The following is a 21,557-nucleotide window of genomic DNA, read 5'->3' on the forward strand; positions in this document are numbered from 1 at the left end:
CGCGCGCGGGCTTGCTCCGGCGGCCCGCGCCGGCAACTGTCCGTTCCGCCAGCTTTTCCTCTCGAAAAGGTCGCCTCTGCGACATTCGCTGTCGTGTCCCGGCGTGCCGCTCTCGCCTAAGCTTGGCGGGTCCAATTGTTTCGAGAGTTTTCATCCATGCAAGAACGCATCCCGGATGAGCTGACCCTGCCAGAGCTCACCCTGCGTGGCCTGATCCTCGGTGCGCTGATCACCGTGGTCTTCACCGCCTCCAACGTCTACCTCGGTCTGAAGGTCGGCCTGACCTTCGCCTCGTCGATCCCGGCGGCGGTGATCTCGATGGCCGTCCTGCGCTACTTCTCCGGCGCCAACATCCTCGAGAACAACATGGTGCAGACCCAGGCCTCGGCGGCCGGCACCCTGTCCTCGATCATCTTCATCCTTCCCGGCCTGCTGATGATCGGCTACTGGAGTGGCTTCCCGTTCTGGCAGACCGCGGCGATCTGCTCCATCGGCGGCATTCTCGGGGTGCTCTATACCATTCCGCTGCGCCGGGTGATGGTGGTGCAGAGCGAACTGCCGTATCCGGAAGGGGTGGCGGCGGCGGAAATCCTCCGGGTCGGCAGCGACGGCGCCGAGGACGAGGAAGACGCCCGCGCGCCGCGTGCCGCCGGTAACGCGCCGGGGCTCTACGACATCCTCGGCGGCGGCCTGGTGGCGGCGCTGTTCAGCCTCTGGAGCAGCGGCTTCAAGGTTCTCGCCGAAGGCTTCAGCGTCTGGCTCAGTGCCGGGCAGGCGGCGTTCCGCCTTTCCACCGGTTTTTCCCTGGCGCTGGTCGGTGCCGGCTACCTGATGGGCATCACCGCCGGCATCGCGATCCTCATCGGCGTGGTGATCTCCTGGGGCGTCGCGGTGCCGTTGCTGACCGTCAACAGCGTGCCAGCCGACGGCCAGAGCCTGTCGGACCTGGCCACCCAACTGTGGAGTTCGCAGGTGCGCTTCCTCGGCGCCGGCACCATCGGCGTGGCCGCGCTGTGGACCCTGGCGACCCTGTTCAAGCCGATGGTGCGGGGCGTCTGGGCCTCCCTCGGGGCAGTGCGCGGCAATAGCCAGGCGAACAGCCTGCGCACCGAGCTGGACATGCCGGCCAAGTGGATCCTGCTGATCGCCGGGATACTGCTGGTCTCGCTGTTCGTGGTCTTCAGCCACTTCCTCGGTGCCGCCGCGCCGGACATGGCCAGCCCGCAGTTCTGGAGCCTGGTGGCGGTATGCGTGGTGTTCGCCTTCTTCTTCGGCTTCCTGATCGCCGCCGCCTGCGGCTACATGGCCGGCCTGGTCGGTTCGTCGAGCAGTCCGATCTCGGGGATCGGGATCATCGCGGTCATCCTGGTGTCGTTGCTGATACTCGGCTTCGGCAGCATCGAGGGCGGCCTGCTGGACCGCCAGAACGGCAAGCTGGCGATCGCCCTGGCGCTGTTTACCACCTCGGTGGTGCTGGCCATCGCGGCGATCTCCAACGACAACCTGCAGGACCTCAAGACCGGCTACCTGGTCGGCGCCACGCCCTGGCGCCAGCAGGTCGCGCTGATCGTCGGCTGCATCGTCGGCGCGCTGGTGATCCCCCCGGTGCTGGAACTGCTCTACAGCGCCTACGGCTTCACCGGGGCCCTGCCGCGCGAGGGAATGGACCCCGGCCAGGCCCTGGCCGCGCCGCAGGCGACCCTGATGACGGCGATCGCCAGCGGGATTTTCCACGACGCGCTGAACTGGAACATGATTCTCATCGGCGTCGCCCTGGGCATCGCCCTGATCCTCGTCGACCTGCTCCTGCGCCGTACCGGCAAGGCCTGCCTGCCGGTGCTGGCGGTGGGCCTGGGGATCTACCTGCCGCCGACCATCGGCATGACCCTGGTGGTCGGTGCGCTGATTTCCTGGCTGCTGGAAAATGCCCTGAAGAAGCGTGCGGCGGCGGCCGGGGTCGACGAAGAGGCTTATGCCGAAGAGCCGAAGCGACGCGGCGTGCTGCTGGCTTCGGGGCTGATCGTCGGCGAGAGCCTGATGGGCATCCTGCTCGCCGGGGTGATCGGCGCCACCGGCGAGGACGCGCCGCTGGCGCTGGCCGGCGCCGGCTTCGCGGGCATCGCCCAATGGCTGGGACTGGTGGTATTCGTCGCGATCTGCGTGCTGTTCTACCGGCGAGTGCTGGCGCGCTGAGGGATTCGTGGCTGCACGGGGAGGGGATGTTGCCGCTAGCGTCATTCCCTGCGGTCAGGGACGGAGGATGAGGGAAGGGGCGCCCTGCGCGCCCCCTTTTCCTGCACTCAACGCACCAGGTGCAGGAACTGCAGGTGCCGCTCGTACTGGTCGAGCATGTCGTTGATGATCTGCTCCTTGGTGTAGCCCATCAGATCGTAGTCCTGGCTACCTTCGGCGAGATGCACCTCGGCACGGAAGTAGCGGCGATTCTTCAGGTGCAGGCCGCCCATGCCGGCACGCGCGAAGGACGGCGTGAAGTAGCCGCGCATCAGCACCTGGTAGAGGAACCGATGCTGCTCGCCATGACCGATCTCCAGGCTCAGCGAGGCGTTGCCCGGGTCGAGCTGGGTGTCCACCGCCAGGCCCTTCTCGCGGAACACCTCGGAAACCTCGCTGATCGCCGGGCGCACCACGTCGTTCATGAAGCGGTACACCTCGTCCCGCGAGGGGAAGTGCACGGCCTGCGACAGGCGTCGCTTCCAGCCGCCGGAGCGCTTGCCGTTGCCGCTCATCAGCGGCGCCAGGGAGTGGCTCCGCGCCCGCTGGCGCTGCGACTCCATGTAGAAGGCCTTGTGCAGGCCCCACATCATCAATAGCAGGATCAGCGAGAAGGGCAGGGAGGTCAGCACCACCGCCGACTTCAGCGCGTCGATGCTGCCGGCGAACAGCAGCCCGCCGGTGACCAGCGCGGTGACCGAGCCCCAGAACACCCGCAGCCACTTCGGTCCGTCGTCGTCGGCGCTGCCGCCGTGGGCGGAGAGGGTGGAGAGGACCACGGTGCCGGAGTCCGCCGAGGTGACGAAGAAGACGAAGCTGACCAGCACAGTGACGGTGATCACCGCGCGGCTCCAGGGGTAGTTCTGGAGCATCTGGTAGAGGGCCATCGACGGCTGCTCGATGGCCACCCGGCCGAGTTCGCTGGCGCCGCCGAGGGCCTGCTCCAGGGCGCTGTTGCCGAAGATCGACATCCACGCCAGGGTGAAGCCGAGCGGGATGAACAGCACGCCGAAGACGAATTCGCGGATCGTCCGGCCGCGCGAGATGCGCGCGATGAACAGGCCAACGAAGGGCGCCCAGGCGATCCACCAGGCCCAGTAGAACACCGTCCACGAGCCCAGCCAGTCGCTGGGACCGCCGTAGGCGTAGAGGTCGAAGCTCTTGCCCGGCAGGTGGCCGAGGTAGTCGCCGACGTTCTGCACCAGGGTGTTGAGCAGGTGCTGGGTCGGACCGGCGAACAGCACGAACAGCAGCAGGCTGCAGGCCAGCAGCATGTTGATGTCGGAGAGGATGCGGATGCCCTTGTCGACCCCGGAGACCGCCACCGAGATCGCCGCGCCCATCATCAGCACGATGAGCGCCATCTGCACCGGGTGGGTATGCGGGATGGCGTACAGGTAGTCCAGCCCGGAGTTGAGCTGGAGCACGCCGAAGCCCATGTCGGCGCCGAGGCCGAACACCGTGGCGATGATGCCGAAGCAGTCCACCGTGTAGCCGATCGGCCCGTTGATGCGCTTGCCGATCAACGGGTAGAGCGCCGAGCGCAGGGCCAGTGGCAGGTTGTGGCGGTAGGCGAAGTAGGCCAGGGCCATCGCCACCAGGGCGAACACGCCCCAGCCGTGCAGGCCCCAGTGCAGGAACAGCAGTTCCATGGCCTGCCGCGCGGCTTCCTGGGTACCGGCCTCGCCTTGCGGCGGCTGGAGGAAGTGGGTCAACGGCTCGGATACGCAGAAGAAGAACAGGGTGATGCTGATGCCGGCGGCGAACAGCATGCCGGCCCAGGACAGGTAGCTGAATTCCGGCTCGTCGTGGTCGGCACCGAGCTTGATCTTGCCGTAGCCGGAAAGCGCGGTGACCACCACGAAGATCAGGTACAGCGTCATCGCCAGCAGGTAGTACCAACCGACGGTCTGCGAGGCCCAGGTCTGTGCGGCCAGCAGCCATTCGCCGGCGCGCTGGGGGAAGCCGATGACCACCGCGGCGAACAGCAGGATCAGGATCGCCGCACCGTAGAACACCGGGGGATTCATGCGGATGGGCGTGGGGGTGGAGGGGGTGGCGGAGGGCGATTGTGCGTCAGTCAAAACAGGCTGGTCTCCTCGTCCTTAATTTGATCAAGCGTTCAATATAAACACGATCAAGGGCTCGGGAGCCAATCCTTCGGACGTATGGAAGCCTTCGGCGCCGCGCTTTTCCCGCACGTTCGCCGAAGGATTCCTTCAGTTCGCCGCCAGTCCCAGGCGCCGCCTTCCCGCCTCCTCGTCGCCGCCTGCCTGCTCGGTGGCCAGTTGCAGGAGCAGGGCCTGTACCTGCTCCAGCGACGGCGCTCTGGCTTGGCCGAGCAGGCGCCGCAGACCGGCCAGCGATGGGTCTGGCGTTGCCCCGCCAAAATTCAGATGCTGCGGCAGGATTTCTTCCTTGTCGCTGACCAGCAGGGCGAAGTGGACGACGTTTTCCAGCTCGCGGATGTTGCCTGGCCAGGGATAGCTCTCGAGGACCCGCTGGGTTTCCACGCCGATGGCCGGCACCGGCAGGTCCAGGCGCTGGGCATAGACGCCGATGAAGTATTCCGCCAGCGGCAGGATGTCTCCCGGACGTTCGCGCAATGGCGGCAGGCTCAGGCGGCCGTCGTGCAGGTACTGCTGCAGGCCGGCCAGGAACTTGCCGGCGCGCACCGCCTGGTCCAGGTCGACGCTGGTGGCGGTGACCAGGCGCACGTCATGGGGAATCGGCTGCTGCGCGCCGACCCGCAGCACCTCGCGTTCCTCCAGCGTCTGTAGCAGCCTGGCCTGCAACGTCAGCGGCAGGTCGCCGATCTCGTCCAGGTACAGGGTGCCGCCATTGGCCGAACCGAACCAGCCGGCGCGGCTGCCGACCGGGCCGTTGTGGGCGCCGGGGGCGTAGCCGAACAGCTCGGCTTCGGCGTGGTTGCGACTGAGGGCGCTGCAACTGACCGCGACGAACAGACCGGCGCGTTCGCTGTGGCGGTGGATCTGCCGGGCGAGCAGCTCCTTGCCGGTGCCGGTCTCGCCTTCGATCAGCACCGGCTGGCCCTGCGGCGCGAGGCGCTCGAGTTCTTCGCGGACCCGGTGCGAGCGTGGGTCGAAGAACACCAGGGCCTTGGCGCGGATGCTCAGCGGACTGCGGTCGGCGTCGGGGAAGGTCAACGGCGCGGGGCGTGGTTTCTCGCTCATGGGTAACTCCTTGACGGCACGGGGCGCCTCCAGCGCCTGCGCCGCGACGACGGACCGGGACGGCTGCGGGCGGGGGCCGTTGCGGAAAAAGAAACGCCGGTGCAAGCCATGCGACACCGGCGTGAACAAGGGGCGCTGCAACGGCGCCCAGCGTGGGAGTCGGGACGGGCTGGGGTCAGAAGGCCGGGACCACCGCGCCGGCATATTTCTTCTCGATGAAGGCTTTCACTTCCGGGCTGGTCAGCGCGGCGGAAAGCTTCTTCAGGGCGTCGCTGTCCTTGTTGTCCGGACGCGCCACCAGGTAGTTCACATAGGGCGAGTCGCGGTCTTCCAGGACCAGCGCGTCCTTGGCCGGGTTGAGCTTGGCCTCCAGCGCGTAGTTGGTGTTGATAAGGTCCAGGTCGACCTGGTCCAGCACGCGCGGCAACAGGGCCGATTCGAGTTCCTTGAACTTCAGGTTCTTCGGGTTCTCGGCGATGTCCTTGGGCGTGGCCAGGGCGTTGTTCGGGTCCTTCAGCTTGAGCAGGCCGGCCTTCTGCAACAGCAGCAGGGCGCGCCCGCTGTTGCTGCCTTCGTTGGGGATGGCGACGGTGGCGCCGTCGGGCAGCTCGGCCAGCGACTTGTATTTCCTCGAATAGCCACCGAAGGGTTCGACGTGTACGCCGACCACGGTGACCAGGTTGGTGCCCTTGCCTTTGTTGAAGTTCTCCAGGTACGGCAGGGTCTGGAAGTAGTTGGCGTCCAGGCGCTTCTCGGCGACCTGCACGTTGGGCTGCACGTAGTCGGTGAACACCTTGATCTGCAGGTCGACGCCTTCCTTCGCCAGGGTCGGCTTGATCAGCTCAAGGATTTCCGCATGGGGGATCGGCGTGGCGGCGACGATGAGCTTTTCCGCGGCGCTGGCGGAAACGCTGATGACGGAGGCCAGGGCAGTCAGCAGGAGCAGTTTTTTCATTCTTCGATCCTTGTAGGGCGATGTCCGCCGCTGCGCGCAGGGCGGTGAAGGAGGGGCGCCAACACGCGAGGGGCGGCTTGAAGGGGAGAGTAGCGACTCTTTTTATTCCATAAAAATATTATTTATTTATTTTTATATTCTATTAATGAATATGCGAGAGCTGAGGCAATTTGTCTCGCGACAACCGACCACAGCAGGACGGTCTAGGCTAACGGGTAAGATTTTCGTACCGAATTGCTCTGCATCAAGGCGGGTGGTCCGGGAATCTGCTTGCGACCCTTCCCGCATTCCTGCCATCCAGGGCTGCGGTCGCTTTCCAATGACAAGAACGATAGCTGAAGGATGTGTTCCAAAACCTTGCGTAGCGTTGCGCGTGAGGAAGCACGGCCGAATCCGCACGTAAGCCGGAAGGGCCGAGAACCTGAAGAGGAGTTGCCATGTTCGGATTGGAGGCTATCGACCTTGCCCGCATCCAGTTCGCGTTCACCGTGTCCTTCCACATCATCTTCCCGGCGATCACCATCGGGTTGGCCAGCTACCTGGCCGTACTGGAAGGCCTCTGGCTGAAAACGAACGAAGAGGTCTACCGCGACCTCTATCATTTCTGGTCGAAGATTTTCGCGGTCAACTTCGGCATGGGCGTGGTGTCCGGGCTGGTCATGGCGTACCAGTTCGGCACCAACTGGAGCCATTTCTCCGACTTCGCCGGGTCCATCACCGGTCCGCTGCTGACCTACGAGGTGCTCACCGCGTTCTTCCTCGAGGCCGGTTTCCTCGGTGTCATGCTGTTCGGCTGGAACCGCGTGGGACCGGGCCTGCATTTCTTCGCCACGGTGATGGTGGCGATCGGCACGCTGATCTCGACGTTCTGGATCCTCGCTTCCAACAGCTGGATGCAGACCCCGCAGGGCTTCGAGATCGTCGACGGCCGGGTGATCCCGGTGGACTGGGTGGCGGTGATCTTCAACCCGTCGTTCCCCTACCGCCTGCTGCACATGTCGGTCGCCGCGTTCCTCGCCACCGCCTTCTTCGTCGGCGCCTCGGCCGCCTGGCACTTGCTGCGCGGGCGCGACAACCCGGCGATCCGCAAGATGCTCTCGATGGCCATGTGGATGGCGCTGATCGTCGCCCCGGTACAGGCGCTGATCGGCGACGCCCATGGCCTCAACACCCTGGAGCACCAGCCGGCGAAAATCGCCGCGATGGAAGGCCACTGGGACAACAGCAGCGGCGAGCCGACCCCGCTGATCCTGTTCGGCTGGCCGGACATGCAGCGCGAGGAAACCCGCTTCAAGGTGGAGATCCCGGTGCTCGGCAGCCTGATCCTCAAGCACAGCCTGACCGAGCCGATCCCGGCGCTGAAGGACTTCCCGCCGGAAGACCGGCCGAACTCCACCGTGGTGTTCTGGTCGTTCCGGATCATGGCCGGCCTCGGCATGCTGATGATCCTGGTCGGCGTCTGGAGCCTGTGGCTGCGCTGGCGCGGCCAGGACAAGCTGTTCAACTCGAAGGCCTTCCTGCGCCTGACCCTGCTGATGGGACCGTCCGGCCTGATCGCGATCCTCGCCGGCTGGTTCACCACCGAGATGGGCCGCCAGCCCTGGGTGGTCTACGGACTGATGCGCACCGCCGACGCCTCCTCGGCGCAGAGCGTGACGCAGATGAGCCTGACCCTGCTGACCTTCGTGGTGGTGTACTTCTCGCTGTTCGGCGTCGGTATCGGCTACATGATGCGCCTGGTGCGCAAGGGCCCGGTCACCCATGAGGGACGCGAGACCAACCCGGGAGGCGCCGGGCAGAAGCGCACGCCGGCGCGGCCGTTGTCGGCCGCCGGCGAAGGTTTCGACGAAGAGCACGACGGCCACGCGCAAGCGGCCGACCGCGACCAGGACAAGAGGAACTGAGACATGGGTATCGATCTTCCCCTCATCTGGGCGGTCATCATCATCTTCGGCATCATGATGTACGTGGTGATGGACGGCTTCGACCTGGGCATCGGCATGCTCTATCCGTTCTTCAAGGACAGCGGCGACCGCGATGTGATGATGAACACCGTGGCGCCGGTCTGGGACGGCAACGAGACCTGGCTGGTGCTGGGCGGCGCGGCGTTGTTCGGGGCCTTCCCGCTGGCCTACGCGGTGGTCCTGTCGGCGCTCTACCTGCCGTTGATCTTCATGCTCGTCGGGCTGATCTTCCGCGGCGTCGCCTTCGAGTTCCGCTTCAAGGCCAAGCCGGCCAAGCAGCACATCTGGGACAAGGCGTTCATCGGCGGTTCGCTGGTGGCGACCTTCTTCCAGGGCGTGGCGCTGGGCGCCTTCATCGAAGGCATCCCGGTGGAGAACCGCAGCTTCGCCGGCGGTTCGCTGGACTGGATCGCGCCGTTCCCGCTGTTCTGCGGCCTGGCCCTGATCGTCGCCTACACCCTGCTCGGCTGCACCTGGCTGATCATGAAGACCGAAGGCCGCCTGCAGGAGCGCATGCACGACCTGGCGCGCCCGCTGGCGCTGGTGCTGCTGGCGATCATCGGGGTGGTCAGCCTGTGGACGCCGCTGGCCCATGCCGAGATCGCCGCACGCTGGTTCAGCCTGCCGAACCTGTTCTGGTTCCTGCCGGTGCCGATCCTGGTCCTGGTGACCTTCTATGCGCTGCTGCGCTCGGTGGCCAACAACGACCACGTGAAGCCGTTCGTGCTCACCCTGGTGTTGATCTTCCTCGGCTACAGCGGCCTGGGGATCAGCCTGTGGCCGAACATCATCCCGCCGGCGGTGAGCATCTGGGAGGCCTCGGCGCCGCCGCAGAGCCAGGGCTTCATGCTGGTCGGCGCGCTGTTCATCATTCCCTTCATCCTCGGCTACACCGCCTGGAGCTACTACGTGTTCCGCGGCAAGGTGAAGCACGGCGATGGCTATCACTGAGGAGGCGCCGCATATGGTCCGTACGCCGAGTCATCCCGAACGAGATAGCGCGGCCAAACCACCGCTCTGGCGACGCCTGGCCTGGTTGGCGGGTATCTGGACCGCCAGCGTGCTGGCCCTGGGCGTCGCCGCCTGGCTGATGCGCCTGTTCATGAGCGCGGCGGGGCTGGGCGTTCCGCACTGATCGACGATCCCATCCGGGCGCTCCGGCGCCCTTTTCCGAGAGCCCTCCGCTGGAGGGCTTCTTTTTGTCCGCCGATCCGCCAGTGCTTGGTGTTGCGCCGTAGGGCGTCAATCCTCGCGTTCCCGCCTTGCACCATGGCGGATAACCGCGCTGCGGTTATGCGCCCTACGGGAGCCTTGGCGGCGGATGCGCCCTAGCGGCGCCTTGGTAGGGCGAATGACGCCGCAGGCGTTATCCGCCGATTCGCGGTTGCTTGGCGTTGCGCCGTGGGGAATCAGTCCTCGCGGCCCCTGACCCGTGCCAGTTGCTCCAGTCGCCCCAGGTAGTCGCGCGGGGTTTCGCCGAGCAGGCGGCGGAACATGCTGCTGAAGGCCCGCGTACTGCCGTAGCCGAGGTCGCGGGCGACCACCTGCACGCTGTCGCCGGCCAGCAGGCGCGGCAGGGCTTCGGTCAGGCGCAGTTGCTGGCGCCACTCATGGAAGCTCATCTGCAGTTCCTGGGCGAACAGCCGCGCCAGGGTGCGCGAGCTGGCGCCGACCCGCAGGCCCCAGTCATCGAGGGTCAGCCCCAGTTCCGGCTGTTTCAGCAATGCCTGGCAGATCGCCTGCAAGCGGCGGTCGCGGGGCATCGGCAGGTACAGCGGCATCCGTTCGAGGTTGGCGATCTCGCTGAGGATCAGCCCTTGCAGGCGCTGGCGGAAGTCGTCCAGGCGCGGCTGGCTCTCGAGGTGGATGGCGCGCAGGATCATTTCCCGCAGCAGCGGCGTCACCGCCAGTACGCAACAGTCGCTTAGCGGTGTCGGCGTTTCGGGTGGCTCGATGAACAGGGTGCGCATGTGCACCTCGCCGGACATGAATATCTCGTGCTCCACCCGGGGCGGAATCCATACCGCGCGGGTCGGCGGGATCACCCAGGCGCCGTGGTGGGTGGCCAGGCGCATCAGGCCGCGAGCGGCGTAGAGGAACTGCGCCTGCGGGTGGAAATGCCGCCCCAGGTGATGGCCGTCGGGGAAGTCGAGGGAGATGGCGGCCAGCAGGCCGTCCGGGCGGTGCTCGATCAGCATGTCCGTTTCGATGACCTCGCTGTCCTGTCTGCGCTTTTCGGTCAACCTATCATGCCCGGGTCATGACGCCCATTCCTCACCGACCATTCAGACCGCACGCCATGAACCGACCTCGAACCGTTATCCGCTTCATCAACGCCGCGCATGTCATCGACCATATGTTCATGCTGATCTTCCCCGCCGCCGTGCTCGGCATGGCCGGCAGCTTCGACCTCGACTACGCCGGTCTGATCGGCCTGTCGCTGGGCGGTTTCATCGCCTTCGGCGCCTGTTCGCTGCCGGCCGGCTGGCTGGGCGATACCTGGAGCCGGCGGCGGATGATGCTGCTGTTCTTCTTCGGCATCGGCGCCGCCGCGCTGCTCACCGGGCTGGCCGGCAGCGTACCGATGCTGGTGACCGGGCTGACCCTGATCGGGGTGTTCGCCGCGATCTACCACCCGGTCGGCACCGCGATGCTGGTGGCACACGCGGAGAACCGCGGCCGCGAGATCGGCATCAACGGCATGTGGGGTAACCTCGGGGTCGCCTTCGCCGCGCTGCTTACCGGCTTTCTCACCGCGCACTTCGGCTGGCGTGCGGCGTTCATCCTGCCCGGCGGGGTGGCCATCCTGCTCGGCATCGGCTTTTTCTTCTGCGTGCGCGAGGAGCCATCGCCGCACCTGTCGGCCAAGGCCGCGGCGCGTGGCGAGGACAGCGAGGGTCTGTCGATGCGCCGGGTGTTCGGCGTGCTGGCGCTGGTCACCGCCACCGGCGGGGTGGTGTTCAACGCCAGCACCGTGACCTACCCGAAGCTGTTCCAGGAGCGCCTGAGCGACTTGCTGGCGTCGCCGCAGACCCTTGGCGTGGTGGTCAGCCTGGCCTATGCCTTCGGCGCGGTGGCGCAACTGATCATGGGCCGCCTGATCGATCGCCTGAACCTGAAGTTGCCGTTCGTCTTCCTCACCTTCTGCCAGGTGCCGCTGCTGCTGGCCCTGGCCTACGGCCACGGCAGCGCGGTGGTACTGTTCGGCGCGCTGTTCATGTTCGCGGTGTTCGGCCAGGTGACGGTGAACGACGCGATGGTCGCCCACTTCGTCGCGCCGCAGTGGCAGGCGCGGGTCTTCGCCCTGCGCTATTTCCTGTCGTTCGGCGCCAGCGCGGCGGCGATCCCGATGATCGCCTACCTGGAGCCACGGCAGGGGCTGCTGGGGTTGTACCTGGTACTGGCGGGCTTCGCCGCGCTGACCTTCGCCGCGGCGCTGGTGTTTCCGCGTCCGGCGCGCAGCGCCGCGGTGGGCACCTGAGGAAGAGGGCGCCCGGACAGTGCGAGCCGGCCGGGCGCCGATGGCTCAACGCCGTATCAGAGCAGTTCGACCGCCACGGCGGTGGCTTCGCCGCCGCCGATGCACAGCGAGGCGACGCCGCGCTTGCCGCCTTTCTGGCGCAGGGCGTTGATCAGGGTGAGGATGATCCGCGAGCCGGTGGAGCCGACCGGATGGCCCTGGGCGCAGGCGCCGCCATAGACATTGACCTTGGCATGATCGAGGCCGTGTTCGCGCATGGCGAGCATGGTGACCATGGCGAAGGCTTCGTTGATCTCGAACAGGTCGACGTCGTCCTTGCTCCAGCCGGTCCTGGCGAACAGGTTGGTCATCGCGCCGATCGGCGCCAGGGTGAACTCGCTCGGGTCCTGGCTCTGGGTGGCATGGCCGACGATTCGCGCCAGCGGCTTCAGGCCACGGCGCTGGGCTTCCTCGGCGGTCATCAGGACCAGCGCGGAGGCGCCGTCGGAGATCGAGCTGGCATTGGCGGCGGTGATGGTACCGTCCTTGCGGAACGCCGGCCTGAGGCTCGGGATCTTCTCCAGGTTGGCGGTCAGCGGTTGCTCGTCGTCCTTCACCACGCTCTCGCCCTTGCGGCTGGTGACGGTGACCGGGACGATTTCCGCCGCCAGCGAGCCATCGGCGATGGCGGCCTGGGCGCGCTTGAGCGATTCGATGGCATAGGCGTCCATCTCCTCGCGGGTCACGCCGTACTTGTCGGCGGTCTCCTGGGCGAACGAACCCATCAAACGGCCGGTACGGGCGTCCTCCAGGCCGTCGAGGAACATGTGGTCCTTGATCTCGCCGTGGCCCATGCGCAGGCCGCTGCGGGCTTTCTCCAGGACATAGGGCGCGTTGGACATGCTTTCCATGCCACCGGCGACCATCACCTGGTTGGTGCCAGCCTTGAGCAGGTCGTGGGCCAGCATCACCGCCTTCATCCCCGAGCCGCACAGCTTGTTGATGGTGGTGCAGCCGGTGGCGGCGGGCAGGCCGGCCGCCAGCGCGGCCTGGCGGGCCGGGCCCTGCTTCAGGCCGGCGGGCAGGACGCAACCCATGATCACTTCCTGTACGTCCTCGGCGGCGATGCCGGCGCGCTGCACCGCTTCGCGGATCACGACGGCACCCAGGTCGACCGCGGAAACGCCGGCCAGGCTGCCCTGGAAGCCGCCCATGGGAGTACGGGCGCCGGCGACGATGACGATATCGGACATGGAACGTTACCTCTTGTTCTGGATAGGGTCTGAACGATTCAGTGGGCGGATTCTATCTTGTGACCGGGAGGCTCCGAAAGGTCACGGGGCAAATCACTCTTTTGACTGATGAACAAAGCCCGCCGACGGCTCTAGAGTCGGCCTCATCCTGACAACGAACCCGCTCCCAGGTGTACGCCCCATGCTGAAGACCCGTCTCATCCCGGCCGCCGCCGGCGCTTATCAGTATCCGTTGCTGATCAAGAGCCTGATGCTTTCCGGCCGTCGTTACGAAAAGAGTCATGAAATCGTCTACCGCGACCAGGTGCGCTACAGCTACGCCACCTTCAACGAGCGCGTCGCGCGCCTGGCCAACGTACTCAGCGAGGCCGGGGTGAAGGCCGGCGACACGGTGGCGGTGATGGACTGGGACAGCCATCGCTACCTGGAATGCATGTTCGCCATCCCGATGATCGGGGCGGTGCTGCATACCATCAATATCCGCCTCTCCCCGGAGCAGATCCTCTACACCATGAACCACGCCGAGGATCGCTTCGTGCTGGTGAACAGCGAGTTCGTCCCGCTCTACCAGGCGGTGGCGGGGCAGCTGGCCACGGTGGAGCGGACCATCCTGCTCACCGACGGCGTGGAGAAGAGCGCGGAACTGCCCGGCCTGGTCGGCGAATACGAGTCGCTGCTGGCCGCGGCCAGCCCGCGCTACGACTTCCCCGATTTCGACGAGAACTCCATCGCCACCACCTTCTACACCACCGGCACCACCGGCAATCCGAAAGGTGTGTATTTCAGCCACCGGCAACTGGTCCTGCACACCCTGGCGATGGCTTCGACCATCGGCAGCCTGGACAGCATCCGCCTGCTCGGTACCAGCGACGTGTACATGCCGATCACCCCGATGTTCCATGTCCACGCCTGGGGCACTCCGTACGTGGCGACCATGCTCGGGGTCAAGCAGGTCTATCCCGGGCGTTACGATCCGGAACTGCTGGTCGAACTGTGGAAGCGCGAGAAGGTCACCTTCTCCCACTGCGTGCCGACCATCCTGCAGATGGTGATGAACGCCAGGGCTGCCCAGGGCGTGGACTTCAAGGGCTGGAAGGTGATCATCGGCGGGAGCGCGCTGAACCGCTCGCTCTACGAGGCGGCCAAGGCGCGCGGCATCCAGCTGACCGCCGCCTACGGCATGTCGGAGACCTGTCCGCTGATTTCCTGCGCCTACCTCAACGACGAACTGCTGGCCGGAAGCGAGGACGAGCGCACCACCTACCGGATCAAGGCCGGCGTGCCGGTGCCGCTGGTGGATGCGGCGATCATGGACGAACAGGGCCGCTTCCTCCCGGCCGACGGCGAGTCCCAGGGCGAGCTGGTGTTGCGCTCGCCATGGCTGACCCAGGGGTATTTCCGCGAACCCGAGCGCGGCGAGGAGTTGTGGCGCGGCGGCTGGATGCACACCGGCGACGTGGCGACCCTGGACGGCATGGGCTTCATCGAGATCCGCGACCGCATCAAGGACGTGATCAAGACCGGCGGCGAGTGGCTGTCCTCCCTGGAGCTGGAAGACCTGATCAGCCGCCATCCGGCGGTACGCGAAGTGGCGGTGGTCGGGGTGCCCGATCCGCAATGGGGCGAGCGCCCGTTCGCCCTGCTGGTGGTGCGCGAGGGCCAGCAACTGGACGCCCGGGGCCTGAAGGAGCACCTCAAGCCTTTCGTCGAGCAGGGCAACATCAACAAGTGGGCGATCCCCTCGCAGATCGCGGTTGTTACCGATATTCCCAAGACCAGCGTCGGCAAGCTGGACAAGAAGCGCATCCGTATCGAGATCGCCCAGTGGCAGGAAGCTGGCAGCGCCTTCCTGTCGACCGTCTGACGGGGCTTTCCTACACCGCTGAAACGCCCGGAGGCCAAGCAAACGCTTGGTCTCCGCGTTTTCGCGACCGCCCGGTCATTCTCCATCCGCCGCAAAGGCGCGAGCCAGAGTGGTTGCGCCGCGCAAATCACACTTTCGAGGGATCAAGCGGCAGGCAGCGCTAGCTATAGTCCACGCACTCATAACAAAAAACACACATGGAGTAGCGTCGATGACAACCCGTAATCCGTTCTCGCGTCGGGCCCGGTTGCCGTTGGCCGTCAGCCTGGCTTCCTCGCTGGCGGCTCCGGCCTTTGGGGTGACCTTCAACATCGGGGAAATCGAAGGTTCCTTCGACTCGGCGTTGTCGGTCGGGGCCAGCTGGTCGACCGCCAAGCCGAACAAGAACCTGATCGGTGTGAACAACGGCGGCAAGGGACTTTCCCAGACCTCCGACGACAGCCACTTGAACTTCAAGCGTGGGGAAACGTTCTCGAAGGTCTTCAAGGGCATCCATGACCTCGAGCTGAAGTACGGCGATACCGGTGTGTTCCTGCGCGGCAAGTACTGGTACGACTTCGAACTGAAGGACGAGCACCGCGAGTTCAAGGACATCGACGACAGCGGCCGCAAGACCCTGGCCAAGTCCTCCGGCGCCGAACTGCTCGACGCCTTCATCTACCACAACTATGCCATCGGTGACCTGCCGGGCAGCGTGCGCCTGGGCAAGCAGGTGGTGAACTGGGGCGAGAGCACCTTCATCCAGAACGGCATCAGCGCCATCAACCCGATCGACGTCACCGCCTTCCGCCGGCCCGGCTCGGAGATCAAGGAAGGCCTGATCCCGGTGAACATGTTCTACCTGTCGCAGAACCTCACCGACAACCTGTCTGCCGAAGGCTTCTACCAGATCGAGTGGGACCAGACGGTGGTCGATAACTGCGGCACCTTCTTCTCCCAGCCGGACGTGGTGGCCGATGGCTGCGACCAGAACCTGGCGGTGCTGACCAACAACAAGGCGTCCATCAACCTGCTCAACAACGTGCTCGCCGGGGCTGGCCTGAGCGTTACCCCGTCGCCCTGGGACGAGGGCATCCTGGTCCGCCGCGGGCCGGACCGCGACGCTCGCGACAGCGGCCAGTACGGCTTCGCCCTGCGCTACTTCGCCGACGAACTGAACACCGAGTTCGGCGCCTACTACATGAACTACCACAGCCGCCTGCCGATCTTCAGCGGCCAGGGCGCCTCGGCCAGCACCATGGCGGCGATCAACGACCTCGCCACCCGCCTCGCCGCGATCAACCCGGCACTGGCCGCCCAGGCCGCGGCGGCGGCCACCGCCGGCAACTCCAGCTACTTCATCGAGTACCCGGAAGATATCCGCATGTTCGGCCTGAGCTTCTCCACCACGTTGCCCAACGGCACCGCGTGGAGCGGCGAAGTCAGCTACCGGCCCAACGCGCCGGTGCAGCTGAACACCACCGACATCCTCTTCGCCGGCCTCGACCCGGTGAGCATCGGCGGCAACCGCCCCTACGACAACGCCTCGGTGCTGAACGGCCAGGCCGGGCAGGACCTGCACGGCTATCGGCGCAAGGAGATCACCCAACTGCAGACCACCCTGACGCACTTCTTCGATCAGGTGATGGGAGCCGAGCGCCTGACCCTGGTGGGCGAGATCGGCTGGACCCACGTCGGCGGCCTGGAAAGCACCTCCAAGGCACGCTACGGGCGTGACCCGGTCTTCGGACCGGGGCCGCTGCCGGGGACCATCTCCGGCCTGGCCAGCTGCCAGGCGCTGAACGTCAGCACGCTGGGCACCGCCGAAGCGAACAACGTCAGCCGCTACTGCGAGAACGATGGCTATACCACCTCGGACGCCTGGGGTTATCGCGCCCGTGCGATCTGGGACTACAACGACGTGTTCATGGGCGTGAACCTCAAGCCCAGCGTGGCTTGGTCGCACGACGTCGATGGCTATTCGCCCGGCCCCGGCGCCAACTTCGAGGAAGGCCGCAAGGCGGTCAGCCTGGGGGTGGACGCGGAGTACCAGAACACCTACACCGCGAGCCTCTCCTACACCAACTTCTTCGACGGCAAGTACACCACCGTGGACGATCGCGACTTCGTCGCGCTCAGCTTCGGCATGAACTTCTGATGTACGCCGGCCCGGTGCGAACCGGGCCGGCGAGCAGGACTTAACGAGGACGACGAGCGAATGAAAACAACGAAGATTCTTCTGCATACCGGTGTACTGGCCCTGAGCCTGCTGGCCACCCAGGTGATGGCGGCGATATCCGCCGACGAGGCGGCCAAGCTCGGCACCAGCCTGACTCCGTTGGGGGCGGAGAAGGCCGGCAACGCCGACGGCAGCATCCCCGCCTGGGACGGCGGCCTGGCGACCAACGCCGGCAGCGTCGACAGCCGTGGCTTCCTCGCCAACCCCTATGCCAGCGAGCAACCGCTGTTCACCATCACCGCGCAGAACGTCGACCAGTACAAGGACAAGCTGACTCCCGGCCAACTGGCCATGTTCAAGCGCTACCCGGATACCTACAAGATCCCGGTATACAAGACCCACCGCAGCGCCACCGTCCCGGCGGCGGTGCAGGAGGCGGCCAAGCGCAACGCCACCACCACCAAGCTGGTGGAAGGCGGCAACGGCCTGGAGAACTTCGATACCGCCAACCCGTTCCCGATCCCGCAGAACGGCCTGGAGGTGATCTGGAACCACATCACCCGCTATCGCGGCGGCAGCGTCCGGCGCCTGGTGACCCAGGCCACTCCGCAGGTCAACGGCTCCTACCAACTGGTCTACTTCCAGGATGCCTTCACCTTCCGTACCAACCTGAAGGACTACAACCCGAACAAGCCGAGCAACGTGCTGTTCTACTTCAAGCAGCGGGTCACCGCGCCCTCGCGCCTGGCCGGTAACGTGCTGCTGGTCCACGAAACCCTCAACCAGGTCAAGGAGCCGCGCCTGGCGTGGCTCTACAACGCCGGCCAGCGCCGCGTGCGGCGGGCTCCGCAGGTGTCCTACGACGGTCCCGGCACCGCCGCCGACGGCCTGCGCACCTCGGACAACTTCGACATGTACAACGGTGCGCCGGACCGCTACGACTGGAAGCTGGAAGGCAAGAAGGAAATCTACATTCCCTACAACAGCTACAAGCTCGACGATCCGAAGATCAAGTACAGCGAAATCGTCAAGGCCGGCCACATCAACCAGGACCTGACCCGCTACGAGCTGCACCGCGTCTGGCATGTGGTCGCGACCCTGAAGCCGGGCGAGCGGCACATCTACGCCAAGCGTGACTTCTACATCGACGAGGACACCTGGCAGGCCGCCGAGATCGACCATTACGACGGTCGCGGCACCCTGTGGCGCGTGGCCGAGGCGCATGCCGAGCAGTACTACGACAAGCAGGTGCCCTGGTACGCGGTGGAAACCCTCTACGACCTGCTCTCCGGCCGCTACCTGGCGCTGGGCATGAAGAACGAGGAGAAACAGGCCTACGACTTCAACTACAGCGCTTCGGAAAGCGACTACACCCCGGCGGCGCTGCGCCAGGAAGGGGTACGCTGAGAAACGGCGTTCCTAGCCACGAAGAAACCGGCCTTGTGCCGGTTTCTTCGTTTTCGCGGGTGGCGCTGCCGCTCCGGCCGTCAATTCATTACAAAGTGTTTTCCCACCTCGCCCGCGGATTCCGTCGTCGCCATCCTCCCGGCGGGCACCTGTGTGGCCGGGAAACGTTTGCCGCGCCTGGACCGCGCCGGGAAACCGGTCTTTCCTTGGTTATCGAGCTGAAGCGCCGGTGCGCTATTTCGTCCGAGCCGATGGATAGTGCTTCAAATAGCCATCACTTGTGGTTAGTCTCCGGAGCGTTCACGCCCCATACATAAACCAAGAAACCGGGTGATGACTGACTTCTCGCGTACCTTCTCGGGCACTCCATCCGCCGTCCTGCCGACGGCCAACCGCTTTTTCCGCCCCCCGCTGCCGTCGGCCCATGTGGCGCGCCCGCGTCTTTGCCGTCGACTGCGCGACGGACTGGACGGTCGCCTGCTGCTGATCGCCGCGCCCGCCGGATTTGGCAAGAGTTCCCTGGCCATCGAGTTCTGCGAAAGCCTCGACCCGCGCTGGCAGAGCCTCTGGCTGGGACTAAGCAGCCGCGAGAGCGATCCCGGACGTTTCCTCGAACGCCTGCTCGATGGCTTGCGACAGTACCACCCGACCCTGGGCGAAGAGGCCCTCGGCCTGCTGAAGATGCGCCAGCGCCACCAGCCGTTCGCCTTCGAGACCTGGCTCGACGACCTGCTCGACGAACTCGCCCCCTGCCTGGACCCGCAGCGTCCCCTGCTGCTGGTGCTGGACGACTACCACCTGGCCCAGGGCGCGGTGCTCGACCGCTGCCTGCAATTCCTCCTCAACCACCTGCCCGAAGGCCTGGTGCTGCTGGTCACCAGCCGGCAGCGGCCGGACTGGCACCTGGCGCGCCTGCGCCTGTCGCGGCAATTGCTCGAACTCAGCGAACAGGACCTGCGCCTGACCGCCGAGGAGAGCGGGGCGCTGATGGCCGCCAGCGGCCTCGAACTCGACGAGGACGCGCTGGACGCGCTGCTCGAGCGCAGCGAAGGCTGGGTCGCCGGGCTGCGCCTCTGGCTGCTGGCGCGCGGCGATCCAGAGGAGCAGGTCAGTCCCGGGGTACACGGCGCCGACGAGCTGATCCGCGACTACCTGCTGGAGGAGGTGATCGAGCGGCAGCCGCCCGAGGTCCAGGCGTTCCTCGCCCAGACCGCGCGCTTCGAGCGCTTCTGCGCCGAACTCTGCGATACCGTGCGCGAGGCCGGCGACAGCGCGGCGATCCTCGACCACCTGCAGCAGCACCAGGTCTTCCTCGTGCCGCTGGACGAAAACGGCCAGTGGTTCCGCTACCACCACCTGTTCTCCGACCTGCTGCTGGCGCGTCCCTTGCCCGACTTCGGTCCGTCCGCCGGCTCCCTGCACCTGCGCGCCTGCGGCTGGTTCAGCCGCCATGGCCTGCTCGACCAGGCGGTGGAACAGGCGCTGCGCGCCGGCCAGCCGGACGTGGCGGCGAGCCTGGTGCAGAACCTGTCGGAAGAGCAACTGCTGGCGGAGCAGAACATCGCCACCCTGCTGCGCTGGAAGATGGACCTGCCGGACAGCCTCCTGGCGAGCACGCCGCGCCTGATCCTGCTGTACGGCTGGGCGCTGGCGCTGGCCTGCCAGCTGGATGCCGCGGAAGAGCTGGCTGGCCAACTGGCGCGTTTCCTGCCGGCGCCGGACGAGTCTGCGCAGCGCGACCTGCTGGCCCAGTGGCAGGCCCTGAGCGGGGTGATCGCGCGCGGCCGCGGCGACATCGACAAGGCCGAGGCGCACTGCCGCGAGGCCTTGCAGGACCTCGCCGGGGAGCGCTACGGCACTCGCCTGCAATGCCTGTCGACGCTGAGCAACCTGGCGGTGACCCGTGGCGACTTCTGGCAGGCGCGCAACTACAACCGCGACGCCCTGGAGTTCGCCCAGCGCTACGGCAACCCGCTGTTCGAGGCGCTGGTCCATTACGACCGCGCCCGCGTCCTCCAGGCGCGCGGCGAGGTGGCGCGCGCCGAGGAGGAGGTGCGCCAGGGCCTGGAACGCCTCCAGCACCTGCCGGCGCAACGCCGCTACGCGGTGCGCGGGCGGCTCCTGCTGTACCGCGGCTACCTGCGCAGCCTGGCGCTGCAGCCGGACGAAGCGCGCAAATGGATCAAGCAGGGAATCGAGGAAACCCGCAGTTGCCGGGATGTCAGCCTGGTGATCGGCTATTGCGTCCTGGCCAGCCTGGAAGGGCGCCTGGGCAACTACGCGGCGGCGTTCGCCCGGCTTGGCGACGTCGAGCGGCTGATGCATGCCTGGGATATCCCGCCGATCTACTACCTGGCGGCGATCACCCTGATCAAGTGCGAACTCTGGCTGGCCCAGGGCCAGACCGAACTGGCCGGCGTCTGGCTACAGCGCCTGGGCGGCACCTACGGCGGGCAGGCGGCCACGCCGCCGGAATGCAGCCCGCTGCTGCCGCTGCATGTGGAGTTGCTCCAGGCCGGCCTGGAGCGCCGCGAAGGACGCCCGGAGGAAGCCGCCCGGCGCCTGGATCGGCTGGCCCGCTCGACGCGGGAGAACGGCGCATTGCTGCCGGCTCGCCTGGCCCTCGGCCAACTGGCCGCGCTGCATCTGGAGCAGGGCCGCGAGCGCGAGGCGCTGGCGACCCTGCAACAAGCCATGGAGGGCGCAGTCGGCGGAGCCTTGCTGCCGCTCCACGAATTGCTCGTGCAGCAGCCGGAATGGTTGCGCGAACAGTTGCAGCGCTTCCCTGCCTGTCCCGGCGCCCAGCGCATGCGCGCGCTGTTGCCGGAGCCGCCCGCCGAGCCCGCGGGCAGTGCGGGCGAGGTGCTCAGCGGGCGCGAACTGGCGGTGCTGGAGCTGATCGCCCAGGGGTTGTCCAACCAGGAGATCAGCGAGCGGCTGTTCATCTCGCTGCATACGGTGAAGAGCCACGCCCGCCATATCAACGACAAGCTCGGCGTCGAGCGCCGCACCCAGGCGGTGGCGCGGGCCAAGCACATGGGGTTGTTGCGCTAGGCGCGCCACCCCATGT

The 21,557-nt window shown here is 66.4% G+C and carries 14 protein-coding genes; 9 read left to right on the plus strand and 5 right to left on the minus strand.

Annotated elements, in window-relative coordinates; translation table 11 throughout:
- Positions 1 to 156: 156 nt before the first annotated feature.
- Positions 157 to 2,193 (plus strand): OPT family oligopeptide transporter, encoded by a 2,037-nt coding sequence (locus VQ065_RS05355; protein ID WP_003114310.1) that lies wholly within the window; start codon positions 157 to 159, stop codon positions 2,191 to 2,193.
- 107 nt (positions 2,194 to 2,300) lie between these two features.
- Here VQ065_RS05355 and betT read toward each other — a convergent pair whose 3' ends face one another.
- From betT to VQ065_RS05370, 3 genes are all read right to left on the minus strand, one after another.
- Complete coding sequence (gene betT / locus VQ065_RS05360) at positions 2,301 to 4,262, minus strand: choline BCCT transporter BetT (protein ID WP_340080523.1); 1,962 nt, start codon at positions 4,260 to 4,262, stop codon at positions 2,301 to 2,303.
- A 189-nt stretch (positions 4,263 to 4,451) separates the two neighbouring features.
- A complete protein-coding gene (locus VQ065_RS05365) occupies positions 4,452 to 5,426 on the minus strand; it encodes a sigma 54-interacting transcriptional regulator (RefSeq protein ID WP_003093063.1) in 975 nt (324 codons plus the stop codon).
- Positions 5,427 to 5,601: 175 nt separating this feature from the next.
- Complete coding sequence (locus VQ065_RS05370) at positions 5,602 to 6,381, minus strand: MetQ/NlpA family ABC transporter substrate-binding protein (RefSeq protein ID WP_003093057.1); 780 nt, start codon at positions 6,379 to 6,381, stop codon at positions 5,602 to 5,604.
- Positions 6,382 to 6,818: 437 nt separating this feature from the next.
- Here VQ065_RS05370 and cioA point away from each other — a divergent pair, with 437 nt between their 5' ends.
- The 3 genes from cioA to VQ065_RS05385 are packed head-to-tail and all read left to right on the plus strand — an operon-like array spanning position 6,819 to position 9,480.
- Positions 6,819 to 8,285: a cyanide-insensitive cytochrome bd quinol oxidase subunit I gene (gene cioA / locus VQ065_RS05375; protein ID WP_003093054.1), complete on the plus strand. Its 1,467-nt coding sequence runs from the start codon at positions 6,819 to 6,821 to the stop codon at positions 8,283 to 8,285.
- Between the two features lie 3 nt (positions 8,286 to 8,288).
- The gene (gene cioB / locus VQ065_RS05380) at positions 8,289 to 9,296 is read left to right on the plus strand and encodes a cyanide-insensitive cytochrome bd quinol oxidase subunit II (RefSeq protein WP_003093053.1); all 1,008 of its coding nucleotides are present in this window, start codon (positions 8,289 to 8,291) and stop codon (positions 9,294 to 9,296) included.
- Positions 9,297 to 9,309: 13 nt separating this feature from the next.
- Entirely contained in the window at positions 9,310 to 9,480 is a 171-nt protein-coding gene (locus VQ065_RS05385; RefSeq protein WP_003093052.1) for a DUF2474 domain-containing protein, read from the plus strand.
- 274 nt (positions 9,481 to 9,754) lie between these two features.
- Here VQ065_RS05385 and VQ065_RS05390 read toward each other — a convergent pair whose 3' ends face one another.
- Positions 9,755 to 10,543, minus strand: coding sequence for an AraC family transcriptional regulator (locus VQ065_RS05390; RefSeq protein WP_003132615.1), 789 nt, complete (start codon positions 10,541 to 10,543; stop codon positions 9,755 to 9,757).
- A 101-nt stretch (positions 10,544 to 10,644) separates the two neighbouring features.
- On the opposite strand from VQ065_RS05390, the gene VQ065_RS05395 reads away from it, so the two are divergent.
- Positions 10,645 to 11,826: an MFS transporter gene (locus VQ065_RS05395; RefSeq protein ID WP_003093049.1), complete on the plus strand. Its 1,182-nt coding sequence runs from the start codon at positions 10,645 to 10,647 to the stop codon at positions 11,824 to 11,826.
- Between the two features lie 56 nt (positions 11,827 to 11,882).
- Here the strand turns inward: VQ065_RS05395 and VQ065_RS05400 are convergent, their stop codons facing one another.
- Positions 11,883 to 13,058 carry an acetyl-CoA C-acyltransferase gene (locus VQ065_RS05400; protein ID WP_003093048.1) on the minus strand — a complete coding sequence of 392 codons (1,176 nt, stop codon included), beginning with the start codon at positions 13,056 to 13,058 and terminating at the stop codon, positions 11,883 to 11,885.
- 181 nt (positions 13,059 to 13,239) lie between these two features.
- Between VQ065_RS05400 and VQ065_RS05405 the strand changes: the two genes are divergently transcribed.
- The 4 genes from VQ065_RS05405 (at position 13,240) to VQ065_RS05420 (ending at position 21,541) form a co-directional block, all read left to right on the plus strand.
- Positions 13,240 to 14,922 (plus strand): fatty acid--CoA ligase, encoded by a 1,683-nt coding sequence (locus VQ065_RS05405; protein WP_003093047.1) that lies wholly within the window; start codon positions 13,240 to 13,242, stop codon positions 14,920 to 14,922.
- A 211-nt stretch (positions 14,923 to 15,133) separates the two neighbouring features.
- Positions 15,134 to 17,059: a DUF1302 domain-containing protein gene (locus tag VQ065_RS05410; protein ID WP_003093045.1), complete on the plus strand. Its 1,926-nt coding sequence runs from the start codon at positions 15,134 to 15,136 to the stop codon at positions 17,057 to 17,059.
- Positions 17,060 to 17,119: 60 nt separating this feature from the next.
- Positions 17,120 to 18,487: a DUF1329 domain-containing protein gene (locus VQ065_RS05415; RefSeq protein WP_014604024.1), complete on the plus strand. Its 1,368-nt coding sequence runs from the start codon at positions 17,120 to 17,122 to the stop codon at positions 18,485 to 18,487.
- A gap of 333 nt (positions 18,488 to 18,820) precedes the next feature.
- On the plus strand, positions 18,821 to 21,541 hold the full coding sequence (locus VQ065_RS05420; RefSeq protein WP_003103006.1) for a LuxR C-terminal-related transcriptional regulator: 2,721 nt from the start codon (positions 18,821 to 18,823) through the stop codon (positions 21,539 to 21,541).
- Positions 21,542 to 21,557: the final 16 nt, after the last annotated feature.

It is taken from the genome of Pseudomonas sp. KBN10P06128 (assembly GCF_037574945.1).
Classification (GTDB): Bacteria; Pseudomonadota; Gammaproteobacteria; order Pseudomonadales; family Pseudomonadaceae; genus Pseudomonas; species Pseudomonas aeruginosa.

Bases quoted from the DNA above. Each gene is read 5' to 3' on its own strand.
- VQ065_RS05355 (WP_003114310.1), top strand. From the start codon at position 157: ATGCAAGAACGCATCCCGGATGAGCTGACCCTGCCAGAGCTCACCCTG.
- betT (WP_340080523.1), bottom strand. From the start codon at position 4,262: ATGAATCCCCCGGTGTTCTACGGTGCGGCGATCCTGATCCTGCTGTTC.
- VQ065_RS05365 (WP_003093063.1), bottom strand. From the start codon at position 5,426: ATGAGCGAGAAACCACGCCCCGCGCCGTTGACCTTCCCCGACGCCGAC.
- VQ065_RS05370 (WP_003093057.1), bottom strand. From the start codon at position 6,381: ATGAAAAAACTGCTCCTGCTGACTGCCCTGGCCTCCGTCATCAGCGTT.
- cioA (WP_003093054.1), top strand. From the start codon at position 6,819: ATGTTCGGATTGGAGGCTATCGACCTTGCCCGCATCCAGTTCGCGTTC.
- cioB (WP_003093053.1), top strand. From the start codon at position 8,289: ATGGGTATCGATCTTCCCCTCATCTGGGCGGTCATCATCATCTTCGGC.
- VQ065_RS05385 (WP_003093052.1), top strand. From the start codon at position 9,310: ATGGTCCGTACGCCGAGTCATCCCGAACGAGATAGCGCGGCCAAACCA.
- VQ065_RS05390 (WP_003132615.1), bottom strand. From the start codon at position 10,543: ATGCTGATCGAGCACCGCCCGGACGGCCTGCTGGCCGCCATCTCCCTC.
- VQ065_RS05395 (WP_003093049.1), top strand. From the start codon at position 10,645: ATGAACCGACCTCGAACCGTTATCCGCTTCATCAACGCCGCGCATGTC.
- VQ065_RS05400 (WP_003093048.1), bottom strand. From the start codon at position 13,058: ATGTCCGATATCGTCATCGTCGCCGGCGCCCGTACTCCCATGGGCGGC.
- VQ065_RS05405 (WP_003093047.1), top strand. From the start codon at position 13,240: ATGCTGAAGACCCGTCTCATCCCGGCCGCCGCCGGCGCTTATCAGTAT.
- VQ065_RS05410 (WP_003093045.1), top strand. From the start codon at position 15,134: ATGACAACCCGTAATCCGTTCTCGCGTCGGGCCCGGTTGCCGTTGGCC.
- VQ065_RS05415 (WP_014604024.1), top strand. From the start codon at position 17,120: ATGAAAACAACGAAGATTCTTCTGCATACCGGTGTACTGGCCCTGAGC.
- VQ065_RS05420 (WP_003103006.1), top strand. From the start codon at position 18,821: ATGACTGACTTCTCGCGTACCTTCTCGGGCACTCCATCCGCCGTCCTG.